Raw genomic sequence first — 14379 nt, forward strand, 5'->3', positions numbered from 1 at the left:
ACCGCGCGGGGGAGCGGTGGGCGGGGGCGGCACGCAGCCGCGGCCCCGGGGTCTCAGGAGGCGCGGCGGGCGCGGGCGGCGCGGCGTTTGAGGGCGCGGCGCTCGTCCTCGCTCATGCCGCCCCAGACGCCGGCGTCCTGGCCGGACTCGAGGGCCCACTGCAGGCACGTGTCCATGACCTCGCACGTGCGGCACACGGCCTTGGCTTCCTCGATCTGCAGCAGGGCGGGGCCGGTGTTCCCCACGGGGAAGAACAGTTCGGGATCTTTCTCCAGGCAAGCTGCGCGACTACGCCAGTCCATGACGATGACACCGCTCCTTTCACATGTCGTGGTGCGCCCGCCCGCGGGCACCCTGACGACGCGGCGAGCGGCCGCGCGGAGGAAAACCTGGGTGGGACACAGAAAAGGCCCGGGGGATCGGGCCTTTGGGGATCTGTCAGTAGTTTCCCACGTAAACACAGCGTAAACAAGGGTGTGAGCGGTACATCACATCGCGGATTCGCTGCAGCCCGCGGGCTGTGCTAAGCGACCGGGTGCCGGGGCGGCCCCACCGCGGCTCACTAGAGTGGTGGCGTCCCCGATCTCCTCGAAAGGCCACCCCATGAACGTCCCGGCTGCCCGCTCCACGTCCCACGCCACCGGACCGCGTCCGTGGACCGCGGCCGTGGTCTCGGTGCTCGTGGCCGTCGAGGCCGTGGCCCTGCTCGTGGTGGCTGTCGCCCAACTGGTCTCGCTCGTCACGGGACACGTGCTCCCCGTGACGGGAATCCTCTTCGCGGCCGTGGTGCTCACGGGCGGCGCCGTGTGGCTGGGCGCGGCGGCGCGCGGGGTCTGGAACGGACTGCGCTGGCCGCGGGCGGCGGTCCTCGTGTCCCAGGCGTTCCTGCTGATCGTGGGGCTCTCGTTCCTGCAGTCAGTTCCGGGGGGCTGGGGTCTGGGTGTGGCGGCCGTGGCCGTGGTCACCATCCTGTGCCTGTTCGCCCCGCCCACCGTCGCATGGATGCACCGCACACGGGACGACGCCGCTCGCTGACCATCCTCCCCGCCGGGCACGGCTCACTCCTCCTGCGAGCTCGTCTGCGGCGCGTGCTTGCCGGGCGACGGGCACTGCACGGGGTCCACGGCCCCGCCCCGCAGCCAGAATCCGCGTCCCGGAGGCCCCCCGGTGCCGTGGCCGGTGAGGGAGGCGCCAAAGGCGTCCGCGTCGAACGTCCGGCGGGGTCTCAGCAGCAGGGTGTCAACGGTGTGGCGCCACGCCAGCAGGGGCGGGAACGTGACGGCCGGGGCGTCGGTGAGCTGGATCCCCACGATCAGCCGGGCCCCCGGTTCCGCCCACGCCCGGTCTCCGTGCTCCGCGTGTGACCTGGCCGGGACCCAGGCGGTGGACAGCGCCCGCAGCACCTCGGACGGCAGCCGGTCCGCGTCGTCGAGCAGCACCGTGGTGGGGCGCGTGACCCGCTGCAGCTCACCCATCAGGGCGTGCACCTCCGCGACCGTGGCCAGCACCGGCCGCAGCACGCGTGGCGGGCCGTCGTGGGGTGCGTCGGTGCCGGATCCCCCGGGAGCGACCGGACCGGTGAGGCTCCCGTGGACCGAGTCCAGGAACGTGCTGCGCCCGGACCGGGCGGGGCCGGCCACCACGAGCGTGGCCCCCGGGCCCCACGGGTGCACGGCAGTGATCCCGTCCCGCGCCATGCCCAGGAGCAGTCCGTCCACCCGGGTGACGGGGGCTTCCCACGCCGCGGGCAGCGGAAGGGCCGGTGGCCACCGGTGCCGGCCGTGCGTCGTCGACCCTGCGGTGAACCGCCCGGCACCCTGCCGCGGCGGCGTCTCGGCGGGGGCGCCGGGGAGCTGGACCACGGCCAGGCCCTCGGGTACCGGAGCGGCACCCGAGGGGGAGCAGCGCCCTGCGGCCGGCCCGCCCAGGGCCGCGCGGTGCGGGCGCACGGTGAACGGGGGAAGTCTGGGCCAGTGCATGAGGCCGTCCGCGGGTTGGCCGGCCGGGAGGTGGAGACGGTTGGGGCACAGGTGGGACGCGCGTCCGGTCACGAGCATCCGGTCCCCGGCCACGAGCGCGGAGAGCCCGGCCGTGGTGCCGGCGTCCACGAGGGCCATCAGATCGTCCTCGAGGTGGGCCCAGGCGCCGGCGCGCAAGTGCTGGCAGCAGCGGTCCCAGTCGTCGACCGCGAGGACCGCGCGGGGCTCCGGGCCGCCGTGCCGCTCGACGTCCCCGGTGCCGTTCGCGCCCCGTTCCGTGGCCGCGCGCAGCGCTCGCAGCACGTGGGCAACGTCCGCTGGGTCCTCCGCCCGGGCCCAGCCGCGCACGGCAGGGTGCAGCACCTCGCCGTCCCCCGTGAGCAGACCGGGCACCTCACGCCCCGAGGCCGTGATCAGGTACAGGGCCACCGGTTCGCCGCCGCGCCCGGGCGCCACGACGCCGCCGGGCCCGGGGGCGTTCCGGGCGCCGGATGCGTGCCGGGCGGTCGCGTGCCGCTCGCAGGAGATCGCCGTGCAGGCGTGCAGCAGCGCCAGAAAGCTCTCGCGCACGGCCGAGGGCCGCCCGACGAGCGCCATGGACCCGTCCGTCCAGGGGCGCCACACGGCCCGGCCGCACCAGTGTCCGGCGGGATTCTCCGCGGGCCCGAGGTCGACGCCGTCCTCCGTCGCGGGCCCGGGGGAGAAGGAGTGGGGCAGGGACGTGGGGACCGCCCGCTCCGAGGCGCCCGCCTCGACGGGCACGCAGGGCCCGCGCACGGCCTCCGTGTCCCAGGCCTGCGCGACGTCCCGCACGCACGCCTCGATGCCCGCACCGGCGGTGCCCGACGTCTGGACCGGGGACGTCCCCGCGGGGACGGAGGGCCCCGACGGTCGGCGGCCGCGGTGCCCGTCCGAGGGACCGAGGAACTCCACCGTGAGCGGTTCCGGCGCCGGGGCCCGCAACCGGGTCAGCACGGCGGCCTGCACCTCCACGGGGCCGTCCCCGCGGTCCAGGAAACCGCGCCCCGGCAGGGACGGCGGAATCCGGCAGGCACGCCCTTCACCGATCACATCCATGGACTCCTGCTCCGTGCGCACCCGCAGGCACAGGGCCTGGGAGATGTTCGTCCGCACGTCCGCGGGCAGGGCACCCTGGGGCCGCTGGGTGGCGAGCACGAGGTGGACGCCCAGGGATCGGCCCACCGCGGCGACCACGGCGAGTTCGTGCGCGGCGTCGGGGAACGCGTCCGTGAGCATCTTGGCCTCGTCCACGACGACCACGAGCTCGCGGATCACCGGGTCCCCCGCGGCGTCCCGTGCACCCCGCAGGTCGTGGGCGCCGTGGGCGGCCAGCACGCGCTCGCGGCGCTGCAGCTCGGAGCGCAGGAACACGAGGGCGCGGCGGACCTCGTCCGGCCCCAGGTCCGTGAGCAGGGTGGTCACGTGCGGCAGCCCGTTCAGCGGGGCGAGAGCGGCGCCGCCCTTGAAGTCGACGAGCACGAACTCGAGCCGCCGCGGCGAGCACTCCAGTGCGAGTCCCGCCACCAGGGTCCGCAGCACCTCGGACTTCCCGCACCCTGTGGTCCCCGCGACGAGCAGGTGCGGGTTCTCGTCGTCCAGCTCCACGCGTTCCACGCCCCGGGCGGAGACGCCGATGGCGGTCCCGAGGGGCCGCGGGGAATCCGAGGAGGGGCCCGCCGCGCGGTCCGCGCCCTCTCCGCGCGCCGCCGCCGGGGCGGGAGCCATCCGCGACACCTTACTGCTCCGGCCGGGCTGGGTGGGCGACGTTCCCGGGGTCGGCTCGGGACGCGACGCGCCCCGCGGGTCCAGCATCTCGTGGGATGCCACGACGCGGGGCACCTCACCCTGTCCCGGCACACCGGCTGATGCCGCTGTCCGGAGCCACGCCCCGATCGCATCGCGGGCGGTGCGCCGCGTGACGGTGTCGGCGAGGAAGTCCACGGTGGTGCGCTGCTCGTCCGCCGAGAGCCCCGGCACCGCCGCGCACTCCGGAGTGGACAGGCGTAGCAGGGCCCCGAGCGCGGTGATGGTCGCGCTGCCGGCGACCGGGTCCTGGGCGGTGGACACGACCACCCGAACCACCCCGGCACGCACGGGGTGGCGGCGCGCGTCCTCCGGGGTCAGGACCTCCATCGCGGTGAGCCGGGAGGCCGTGTCGTCCGGACGACCCGCTCGGTCCCCGGGTGCCTCGGCGGCCACGGGAGGGGCCCACGAGAGGTCGCGGGAGACGACCAGCCGTGCCAGGGCCCGAGGCCCCGTGAACAGCTGGAGGACCAGCGAGGTGAGCAGACCCTCGGTGCGCTCGCGGTCCAGGGCCAGGGTCAGCGGGGGCAGTGCTGCGAGGTCGACGAGCACGGGTGCGTGCCGGTGGGTGACGTCCTGCAGCGTCGCCGAACGACCGCGTTCCAGCCCGCCCGCCCGGGTGCCGTGACCGAGGCGCACCCAGCGCGCGGCGTCGTCGTCCGCGCTGGGGGAACTGTCCGGGGGAACACGCGCCGGGACGGGCTGGAACCTCCTGCCGTGTGGGGGTGTCCCGACGCGGGGCCCGCCAGTGCCGGGGTGGCCCCCCGGGCCCGGTGTGACGCATGCGCGCACCACCTCGGCCGCCGAGGGGGCGGCGTGCTCGCAGCGGCGCAGGTCGCGCTGCAGAGCGGCCGCGACACGACGTCGCTGCTCGGCCCGCACCCCGCGGTCCACCCACCAGCCCGCGGCCGAGGTGAGCGCCCCCAGGGCGCTGAACACCAGGAAGAACCACCAGCGCGTCACCAGTGCGATGCCGATGCCCGCGAGCAGCGGCAGGGCGCCCGTGACCATGGTGGCGGCCGCGCGGCGCCGGGAGGGGACGTCCACGCTCAGCAGCTGCGCGGGATCCGCGTCACGGGCGGTGAAGCCGGCCGGCGTGCTGTTCGGCGACGTCAAGCCGGGACTCTCAGCGGTGTCATGGGGAGGGTCCAGCCGGAGCCGGCAGGCGCACCGGCCCCACCGCAGGCGGATGCTGTCCCCGGGTGCCAGGGAGGTCCCGGCGGGCAGCACACGCACCGCGGTGGCATCCACCTGCAGGGACACGGCCGTCCGCCGGTCCGTGGCCGCCCCGTGCGGAACGAGCGCGGGGCCCTCGGACGTCAGCTCCACGGCGTGGTGACCGCGGGGCAGCACCAGCCGGGTCCCCGCGCCGGTCCCCTCCGTCACGGTCAGGGTGGCACCGGTGCGGGGCCCGGTGGAGTGGGGCCCGGTGCCGGTCGCGCTCCGGTCGGGCTGACCGGGACCCGTGCCCACGACCCGGTTGGGTCCGGTCGTGGCACGCGGGGCCGTGGCGCCGCCGTCGAGCTGGACGGTGGCGCCGTCGCACAGGGGAGCGGTTCCCAGGCGGGTCAGGGACAGCGGCGTCCCGTCGACCGTGGCCAGCCCCGCGGCGCCGGTCCGCCGCTCGAGCTCAGCGGCGAGCTCGGCTCCGCTCACCCCGGGTGGCGCGGTGACGCGCACGGGGTGGGAGGTGTCGGACCCGTGGCGGACGAGGTGCAGGAGCAGGTGCATGTGGGCAGTGAACGCGTCCCCGGTGCGACGGGCGCGCCCACGTCCACGCAGTGTGCAGACCCACCCACGGACCCGGTGGCCGGGCGCGTCCTGTGCAGGGCTGTTGCCGCGGCCGAAGGGCGGCACACCAGCTCCGGAAGCGCGACGACCCCGGGACAACCGTGAGACAGTGAGGGCCATGAAACCCCGCAAGGTCGTCATCGTCAGCCGCATCTTCCTCCCCGAACCGGCCGCCGCGTCCTTCCGCCTCGCGGCGCTCGCCCGGGGCTTCGCCGCCGAGGGCGCTCAGGTCACCGTCCTGACCACCCGCCCGCCGAAGGGCATGGACCCCGCCTCCGTCTCGGAGCCCTACGACATCGTGCGCGTGCCCGTGCTGCGTGACAGCGAGGACTACGTGCGCGGCGTGGCGCAGTACCTGAGCTTCGACGTGCAGGCGTTCGTGCGGCTGCTGGTCATGGACGCGGACATCGTCGTGAGCGAGCCGCCGCCCACCACGGGGCTCGCGGTGTGGCTCTCCAGCGCCCTGCGGCGTCGTCCGTACATCTGGTACAACCCGGACGTGTGGACCTCGGCGACCCTGAACATGGACGTACCCGGCGTGGTCACCCAGCTGATGCGCGCCGCGGAGACCGTCGCGGCGCGTGGCGCCGGGGGAGTCATCACGGTGTCCGAGTCGATGGGCGAGGAGCTGCACCGTGTCACCGGCACCCCGTGGGACCGGATGTTCGTGGCGGAGAACGGGATCGACACGGACACGTTCACGCCGGAGGGTCCCGTGGCGGACGTGCCCGCGCCGTACTTCGTGTATGCGGGCTCGATCTCCGAGTGGCAGGGCATGGACGTGTTCGTCGAGGGTCTCGCGCGGATCCTCCCCCGCCACCCGGACGCCACCCTGCACGTGCTGGGGCGCGGCTCGGACCTGTACCGGGTGCAGGAGGTCGCCGCGCGCGTGGCCCCCGACAACGTGGTCTTCCACGGTGTGCAGAGCCCAGCGCGCACGGCCTCGTTCCTGCGGGGCGCGGTGGCGGCCCTCGCCTCGGTGGTGCCCCACACGGGCTACGACTTTGCGAAGCCCACCAAGCTCTACGCCGCGGCCGCGTGCGGTGCTCCCTCCATCTACGCGGGCGTGGGCGCGGGTGTCACGCTCGTGTCCGAGAACCACCTGGGCACACCGGTGGAGTTCACCCCGGACGCAGTGGCGCGGGCCATGGAGCTCGCGCTCGCCGACGCCCGCGACGGCGCCCGGGAGGAACAGCGCGCCCGCCGTGCCGCATGGGCGCGCGACCACGCCTCGCTCGCGGCCTCCGGACGGGCCGCGGCGGCCTGGGTGCTCAGTGGTTTCCACCGCGCGTCGCAGTGACGACGCCGCGGGCCCCGTCGGGCGCGCCGGTGCGCGTGGGCGTGATGCCGCCCACGCCGTCCCGTGTGTGCGAGTCACACGGGGCGTGACCGGCCGCGTCAGGTATTTTTAGGCAGGACGATGTCCGTGCATGGATCACGGAAGACCCCCTAGGAGGGACACATGAACACTGATCTGGTGGTCGTGGGCTCGGGACTGTTCGGTTTGACCGTGGCAGAACGAGCAGCACGCGAATTGGGTGTGAAGGTCACGATGATCGACCGTCGGCACCACCTGGGCGGCAACGCCTACAGCGAGAACGAGGAGCGCACCGGGATCGAGGTGCACCGCTACGGGGCCCACTTGTTCCACACCTCCAACGAGCGCGTGTGGGAGTACGTGAACCGCTTCACCCAGTTCACCAACTACGTCCACCGCGTGTACACCCGCCACCAGGGCGAGGTGTACCCCATGCCCATCAACCTGGGCACGATCAACCAGTTCTTCCGTGCGGCGTACTCGCCCGGCGAGGCCCGTGAGCTGATCCGCGAGCAGGCGGGGGAGCTCGCGGGCACCGACCCGCAGAACCTCAACGACAAGGGCATCCAGCTGATCGGACGTCCCCTGTACGAGGCGTTCATCAAGCACTACACCGGCAAGCAGTGGCAGACGGATCCCAAGGACCTGCCCGCCTCGATCATCTCCCGGCTGCCCGTGCGCTACACGTACGACAACCGGTACTTCAACGACACCCACGAGGGTCTGCCCGTGGACGGGTACACCGCGTGGCTCGAGCGCATGGCGGACCACCCGAACATCGACGTGCGCCTGGACACGGACTTCTTCGACGACTCCCAGGAGTTCTCCAAGTCCAACGTGGTGGGCCAGGTCCCCGTGATCTACACGGGTCCCGTGGACCGGTACTTTGACTACGCCGAGGGCGACCTCTCCTGGCGCACCATCGACCTCGAGGAGGAGGTCCTGGACATGGAGGACTTCCAGGGCACCTCGGTGATGAACTACCCGGACGCGGACGTGCCCTACACCCGCATCCACGAGTTCCGCCACTTCCACCCCGAGCGGGACTACACCAAGGACGCCACCGTGATCATGCGGGAGTTCTCCCGCTTCGCGGAGAAGGGCGACGAGCCCTACTACCCCGTGAACACCTCCCAGGACCGCGAGAAGCTGCTGGCCTACCGGGACCTCGCCAACGGCGAGTCCTCGGTGCTGTTCGGCGGCCGCCTGGGCACCTACAAGTACCTGGACATGCACATGGCCATCGGCTCGGCGCTGTCCATGGTGGACAACAAGATCGCACCGCACTTCACCTCGGGTGCGCCCCTGACCAGCGGAGGAGTGGACGCATGAGCACTAGCGCACCAGCAACGAAAACCGGCGTGAAGGCTTCCGGGGAACCGGGCGGATCTACGTCATGGCAGACCGTGGCGAACATCATCTTCCCCACGGACGCGGACACCGACACCCTGCCCCTGTACGTGGACTTCAACGCGCAGCGCCACTCGTCGGTGAAGTCCCTGCGGCCGGCCGAGGCCAGCGGCTCGGAGCCGCTCGAGGAGCAGCAGGCCGCCGCCGGTTCGGGGCAGTCGGCCCAGCTGCACTCGGAGCTGCTGTCCGGTGACCGCAGCATCCACGTGCCAGCGCACACCCGGATCTCCCTGGGAACCTACTTCAACGCCTTTCCCGCCTCCTACTGGCGGGCGCACACCTCGGTGGACACTGTCCGCCTCACGGCTCAGACCACGGGCCCGGCCAAGATCCTGGTCTACCGCTCCTCCGCGCGCGGCACGTCAAACCGCGTGGTGACCCTGGACATGGACGGGGCGGAGCAGCACACGGATCTGCCCCTGACCTCGTTCGGAGACGGCGGCTGGTACTGGATCGACATCGTGACCGCGGGTTCGGCGGTGGACCTCGTCCACGCGGAGTGGTCGGTGCCGCTGCCCGAGGACATGGTCCCCGGTACGGCCAGCGTGGCCATCACCACGTTCAACCGCCCCGACTTCTGCGTGCGCAACCTCAAGATCCTGGGTGAGTCCGACGCCCTGCGCGATGCCGTGGACCGCTTCATCCTGACCGATCAGGGCACCCAGCGTGTGCGCGACGAAGCGGGCTACGACGAGGTCCGGGACGTGCTCGGAGACCGGTTGCAGCTCATTGAGCAGGGCAACCTGGGTGGGTCCGGCGGTTTCGCCCGCGGCATGTACGAAGCCTCCCGCGAGGGTGGCAGTCGGTACGTCATGCTGCTCGACGACGACGTCGAGGTCCACCCCGAGAGCATTCTCCGGGCGGTGCGCTTCGGGGACTTTGCCCGGCACAACACCATCGTGGGTGGACACATGTTCAACCTCTACGAGAAGTCCGTGATCCACAGCTTCGGTGAGCGCGTCAACGAGTACCGCTTCATGTGGGGCTCCGCGGAGGGCGTGCAGGAGGCTCACGACTTCGCAAGCTCGAATCTGCGGACCACTCCGTGGATGCACCGACGGATCGACGTGGACTACAACGGCTGGTGGATGTGCCTCATCCCCACCGATCTGATCCGCGAGATCGGTCTGTCGCTGCCGGTGTTCATCAAGTGGGACGACGCCGAGTTCGGGCTGCGCGCCAAGCAGGCAGGGTACTCCACGGTCTCCCTCCCGGGTGTGGCCGTGTGGCACATGCCGTGGACGGAGAAGGATGACACCATCGACTGGCAGGCGTACTACCACGCCCGCAACCGCTGGCTCGCTGCGCTGCTCTACAGTCCCTACTCCAAGGGCGGTGACCTCCCCAAGGAGTCGCTGCTCACGGATGTCCGGCACCTGATTTCCATGCAGTACTCCGCGGCCGAGCTGCGCGCCATGGCTCTCGAGGACCTGCTGGAGGGCCCGGAGCACCTGCACCGCACCATCGGCACCAGGCTTGGCGAGGTGCGCGCCACGCGCAACTCGTTCACGGACGCCCGCGTGCAGAAGGACCTCTCGCAGTTCCCGCCCGTGCGCCGCAGCAAGCCACTGCCGCACGGCGAAGAGCCCCACCCGCCCACGAGCCGTGTGGGCCGTGCTGCCAAGCTGCTGTCCGGCGCGGTGCACCAGGTGGTTCCGGTGAAGGCCGAGGAATCCGAGCATCCGGAGTCGCGGGTCCCCGCGATGAACCTGCAGTGGTGGCGCATGGCCAAGCTCGACTCAGCGCTGGTGTCCAGCGCTGACGGCTCCGGTGCCTCCTGGTACAAGCGCGACAACCCCACATTCAAGCGGATGATGAAGCGAAGCGCCGCTCTGCACCGCAAGCTGTACAAGGACTGGGACAAGCTCGCGGAGCAGTACCGCAGCGCGCTTCCGGAGTTCACCTCGCCCGAGGCGTGGGCGGAGACCTTCGAGGCCAACGGGCCGCAGAACTGATCCACGAACAAACACCGCGCCGCACGCCCCGAGTTCGTCGTGCGGCGCGGTGTTCGTGCGCCGCCAGTTCGTCCACACCTGGTCTTCAGAAAGGACTACGAGGTCACATGACCAGCAATGCAGGGAATTTGAGGCCCCCCGGGCAGGACCGCGGGCTGAGGGACGTGGTGCACCACCGGTTCCTCCTCAAGCTGATCACCGACAAGGAGATCCAGATCCGCTACCGCGGAACGGTCCTGGGCTTGCTCTGGTCCTACTTGAAGCCCGGTGTGCAGTTCCTGGTGTTCTACATCGCCATGGGCGTGTTCCTGGACCTCAACCGGGGCATCGAGAACTTCGCCGTGTACCTTTTCTCGGGCATCGTGGTGATGAACCTCTTCGGGGAGGTCTTCGGCAACGCCTCTCGCTCCGTGGTGTCCAACGGGGGGCTCCTCAAGAAGATCTACCTGCCCCGCCAGCTGTTCCCGGTGTCGAACCTCCTGGTGGCGCTCATCCACTTCGTCCCGCAGCTGATCATCCTTCTGATCGCGTGCCTGATCACGGGATGGAGTCCGGACCTCAAACAGTTCCTGGCGGTCGTCGTGGGCACAGTCCTGGTGGCGGCCTTCTCCCTGGGACTGGGAATGATGTTCGCGACCTTCAACGTGTTCTTCCGGGACGCGGAGAACATCGTGGACCTCATCATCATGGTGGCCACGTGGGCCTCGCCCGTCCTCTACATGTGGATGATGGTCCAGGACAAGCTATGGGACTGGGTCTACTACGTCTACATGCTCAATCCGTTGACGGTGGCCGTGGAGCTGTTCCACTACGGTTTCTGGTTCTCCACCACGGACACCCCGCAGCTGTGGCACGTCCCGCCGCACCTGCTGTCCCTGTGGACCCCCTTGGCACTGCTGGTGACGGCGTTCGTGTTCTTCATCGGTGACCGTCTGTTCCGCGCCCACGAGGGCAACTTCGCGCAGGAGCTGTGAAAAATGTCTAGTTCAAGCACTCAGCACACACCCGGGCGGACGGACACGGATCTCGCCATCCGCGTCAGACACATGACCAAGGAGTTCGTCCTCCGCCACACGCGGTCCATGAAAGAGGCCTTCGTGTGGCTGGTCAAGGGACGCAAGGGCGATCTCACGGCCAAGTTCACCGCTCTGGACGACGTCTCGTTCGACATCTACGACGGGGAGACCGTGGCACTGCTCGGCTTCAACGGGTCGGGGAAGTCGACCACGTTGAAGATGATCTCGGGGGTGATGAACCCCGACTCCGGGGAGATCGTCACCCGGGAGAAGGTGGCCGGTCTCATCGAGGTGGGTGCCGGCTTCCACCCGGACCTCACGGGCAGGGACAACGTCTACCTCAACGGCGCCATCCTGGGCATGACCAAGGAGGAGATCGACCAGAAGTTTGAGGACATCGTGGCGTTCTCGGAGATCGCGGAGTTCATCGACACCGAGGTGAAGTTCTACAGCTCGGGCATGTACCTCCGCCTGGCGTTCTCCGTGGCGATCCACACGGACCCCGAGGTCTTCCTGGTGGACGAGATCCTCTCCGTGGGGGACGAACCGTTCCAGAAGAAGTGCATCGGCCGCATCAAGGACCTGGTGCGCCGTGGCAAGACCCTCGTGGTGGTGAGCCACGACCTCGGTCTGGTCATGGACATCTGCGAGCGGGGCATCGTGATGGACCACGGAAAGAAAGTCTTCGACGGCACCGTCTACGGCGCGGTGGCGCACATGCGCAACCAGCCGGAGGAGGACGTCCGGCGGGAGCATGCCGAGGGCATGGCCCGCGCCCTGGAGGACAAGCGCCGCAAGCGTGAGTGGCAAGCCCGCGAGGCCGCCGAGCGCGGTGAGGAGTTCGTGCCCCAGTACGACCCGGATCTGGACGGCCCGCTGGCCGGCTGAGGCCGCCTCGGTTCCCGGCCAACGACGGCGCCGCGAGAGTTCTGCTCTCGCGGCGCCGTCGTCCGTTCAGCCCTAGCGGGTCACCCGCACCCGGTGATCCGGTACAGCTTGGCGTCCGGCCCGGTCTGTGCCACGAGCTGGAACCCGTTCTCCGGAGTGAGCTGGTCGTAGCCCGCGGCGTCGAACTGGGCGAACGGGTTCACCTGTCGGGACCCGAAGTCCAGGACGTACTGCACGTTGTGCTCCTTGACTGCGGGACAGACTGCGGGGTCCGTGGTGAGCTCGTCCAGGTGGTGGATGATGACGGACACACCCGGGTCTGACACCAGTCCGTTGTGGGGGATGAGCACCTTGGTGCCCGAGACCGCGTAGGCCTGGGACGTGCCCGTGAGGGGGTTGCCGAACACCACCGCGTCCTGGGGTACGTACTCGGGCAGCTTCTCCAGCAGGTCTCGCTCCTCGGGGGAGACCAGGGCGTAGGGGTAGCTCCCGCCGCCCGCGTACTGGCCCCTGCCGTAGTTCACGATGTCTGTCATGGCCTGTGTCTGCAGCAGCTGCCACCCCAGGGCCACCGCCAGTGCCCCGCCGACCACGGCGCTGGCACGGGAGCGCAGGAGCGGCGTTGTTCTCGCGGCCGTGGCGCGCACCCTCTCCGGGGCCCGGTGACTTTGTGCCGCCCGGGACACTGTGTGGCGAGCGCGGGACACCACCCAGTGCAGGACTGCGACGGCGCCGGCGGTCGCCATCGGGACCGCGACCACGGGGATCAGGGCCAGGATGCGGTGAACGTCGTTGTACCAGATCCCTCCCCAGTCGTAGCGCAGCCCGGCGTCCCGGGACGAAGAGACCAGCACGTAGAGCCACACCAGGAACGCCCATGGGCCCACCACCCATCGTGAGGTGTGGCGCAGCAGGGTCCCCGCTCCCAGGAGCACCACGATGACCAGAGCCCACGGCAGGTGCGGGGCGATGGGGTGGACGGTCGCCAGGGCCTCGCCCAGCGCCTGGGGCTCCGTGGCGTGGGGTTTCCAGGTGGACGCGGACTGGCTGGCGCGTGCGGCGAACCAGATCTGCTGCAGGACCGCGAGCCAGGCCACGAGACCCACCGCCCCCAGGGCCTTGCGCCACCACGGATTGGTGTGCCAGAGGGCACGCCACCACACCGTGAGAAGCATGACCCACAGCAGGGCGAGCCCCACCACGACCGTGGAAGGGTGTGCGAGACCCATCGCCCCGGTCACGGCGAGGATCACCACCCAGAGTGCGGTGCGCGACCCCCGGCGGGGTTCCCGCGAGAGCCCCAGGGCCTCGGTGAGCAAGCCCAGCCAGACCGGGAGGAACGCAATGGACATGGCGTTGGGGTAGAGGATGCCGTAGAAGCTCAGCAGATAGGGGAAGGCGGGGAAGGAGGAGGCCATGAGGCCCGCGGCGACGGTCACCGCAGGTCGGGAGCCGAGCAGTCGGGTGGTGAAGTAGAGGCTGCCGAGCACCCATGCCACGCCACAGACCATCATGGTCATGGCGTTGGCCGTGAGGGTCACCTGTGCGTGGGTCACCTGTGTCAAGAAAGCGGCGGTGCCGTGCCATGCGGCGGGGTAGAAGGTGGGATCACCCACTCCGAGGCCGCCCAGGGTGAGGGAGGAGGCCTGTCCGGTCTCCTGGATGTAGCGGACGGCGTTGTAGTGGAAGTTCGCGTCGTATGTCTGCGAGTAGGCGTCTGGCGTCTGCATGATGAGGTGCAGCCGCTGCACCACGATCCCGATGCCCAGCGCGGCCGCGCACCACAGCCCTACGGTGGTGGTGGTGATGCGCTCCCGCCAGGGGGTGGTGCCCACCCACGGGCCGGCCAGCAGGCGGCGTCGAGCGGGCAGTAGTGCCAGCCACAGCACGAGCGCCACCACGACGAATGCGAGCGTGACCGTCAGGGGGTTCCACGGCACTCCCACGAGCCCGAAGATCACTGCCGAGGCGCTGAACCCTGCGACGGACAGCGGGATCACCGCCGCGCTGCGGGCTAGCCCGCGCAGACCGAGGGCCACGCTGAGCAGCGCGCCCGGAAGGACCATCAGGATCCCCACCAGCGCATACGAGGGAAGTGCTTCGAGCCAGCTCACGGGATCCAGGACTCCAGACGGCAGGGGGCGGGTACGTGGGAAGTTTAGTGGACGGCGTGCGGGCACCCGGACGGGGTCCGCGGG

At 70.8% G+C, this 14379-nt stretch carries 9 protein-coding genes; 6 read left to right on the forward strand and 3 right to left on the reverse strand.

What is annotated here, in order from left to right; all coding sequences use genetic code 11:
* Positions 1 to 53 precede the first annotated feature (53 nt).
* Complete coding sequence (locus KRH_RS04325) at positions 54 to 302, reverse strand: WhiB family transcriptional regulator (RefSeq protein ID WP_019309413.1); 249 nt, start codon at positions 300 to 302, stop codon at positions 54 to 56.
* A gap of 301 nt (positions 303 to 603) precedes the next feature.
* Between KRH_RS04325 and KRH_RS04330 the strand changes: the two genes are divergently transcribed.
* Positions 604 to 1035 carry a hypothetical protein gene (locus KRH_RS04330; RefSeq protein ID WP_012397962.1) on the forward strand — a complete coding sequence of 144 codons (432 nt, stop codon included), beginning with the start codon at positions 604 to 606 and terminating at the stop codon, positions 1033 to 1035.
* A gap of 23 nt (positions 1036 to 1058) precedes the next feature.
* Here the strand turns inward: KRH_RS04330 and KRH_RS04335 are convergent, their stop codons facing one another.
* Entirely contained in the window at positions 1059 to 5534 is a 4476-nt protein-coding gene (locus tag KRH_RS04335) for an FtsK/SpoIIIE domain-containing protein (protein WP_041297321.1), read from the reverse strand.
* A 178-nt stretch (positions 5535 to 5712) separates the two neighbouring features.
* Between KRH_RS04335 and KRH_RS04340 the strand changes: the two genes are divergently transcribed.
* The 5 genes from KRH_RS04340 to KRH_RS04360 all read left to right on the forward strand — a co-directional run bounded on the left by KRH_RS04340 (position 5713) and on the right by KRH_RS04360 (position 12181).
* Positions 5713 to 6894 (forward strand): glycosyltransferase family 4 protein, encoded by a 1182-nt coding sequence (locus KRH_RS04340; RefSeq protein WP_012397964.1) that lies wholly within the window; start codon positions 5713 to 5715, stop codon positions 6892 to 6894.
* Between the two features lie 162 nt (positions 6895 to 7056).
* Positions 7057 to 8244: a UDP-galactopyranose mutase gene (gene glf / locus KRH_RS04345; RefSeq protein WP_012397965.1), complete on the forward strand. Its 1188-nt coding sequence runs from the start codon at positions 7057 to 7059 to the stop codon at positions 8242 to 8244.
* 74 nt (positions 8245 to 8318) lie between these two features.
* Complete coding sequence (locus KRH_RS04350) at positions 8319 to 10277, forward strand: glycosyltransferase (RefSeq protein ID WP_226905906.1); 1959 nt, start codon at positions 8319 to 8321, stop codon at positions 10275 to 10277.
* Positions 10278 to 10384: 107 nt separating this feature from the next.
* Positions 10385 to 11251: an ABC transporter permease gene (locus KRH_RS04355; RefSeq protein WP_012397967.1), complete on the forward strand. Its 867-nt coding sequence runs from the start codon at positions 10385 to 10387 to the stop codon at positions 11249 to 11251.
* A gap of 108 nt (positions 11252 to 11359) precedes the next feature.
* A complete protein-coding gene (locus KRH_RS04360) occupies positions 11360 to 12181 on the forward strand; it encodes an ABC transporter ATP-binding protein (protein ID WP_226905904.1) in 822 nt (273 codons plus the stop codon).
* 80 nt (positions 12182 to 12261) lie between these two features.
* Here KRH_RS04360 and KRH_RS04365 read toward each other — a convergent pair whose 3' ends face one another.
* Positions 12262 to 14295: a DUF6541 family protein gene (locus KRH_RS04365; protein WP_012397969.1), complete on the reverse strand. Its 2034-nt coding sequence runs from the start codon at positions 14293 to 14295 to the stop codon at positions 12262 to 12264.
* Positions 14296 to 14379 lie beyond the last annotated feature (84 nt).

The sequence above is a fragment of the Kocuria rhizophila DC2201 genome (assembly GCF_000010285.1).
Classification (GTDB): Bacteria; Actinomycetota; Actinomycetes; order Actinomycetales; family Micrococcaceae; genus Kocuria; species Kocuria rhizophila_A.

Excerpts from the sequence above, each read along its gene's own strand:
- KRH_RS04325 (WP_019309413.1), bottom strand. The coding sequence starts at position 302 with ATGGACTGGCGTAGTCGCGCAGCTTGCCTGGAGAAAGATCCCGAACTG.
- KRH_RS04330 (WP_012397962.1), top strand. The coding sequence starts at position 604 with ATGAACGTCCCGGCTGCCCGCTCCACGTCCCACGCCACCGGACCGCGT.
- KRH_RS04335 (WP_041297321.1), bottom strand. The coding sequence starts at position 5,534 with ATGCACCTGCTCCTGCACCTCGTCCGCCACGGGTCCGACACCTCCCAC.
- KRH_RS04340 (WP_012397964.1), top strand. The coding sequence starts at position 5,713 with ATGAAACCCCGCAAGGTCGTCATCGTCAGCCGCATCTTCCTCCCCGAA.
- glf (WP_012397965.1), top strand. The coding sequence starts at position 7,057 with ATGAACACTGATCTGGTGGTCGTGGGCTCGGGACTGTTCGGTTTGACC.
- KRH_RS04355 (WP_012397967.1), top strand. The coding sequence starts at position 10,385 with ATGACCAGCAATGCAGGGAATTTGAGGCCCCCCGGGCAGGACCGCGGG.
- KRH_RS04360 (WP_226905904.1), top strand. The coding sequence starts at position 11,360 with ATGAAAGAGGCCTTCGTGTGGCTGGTCAAGGGACGCAAGGGCGATCTC.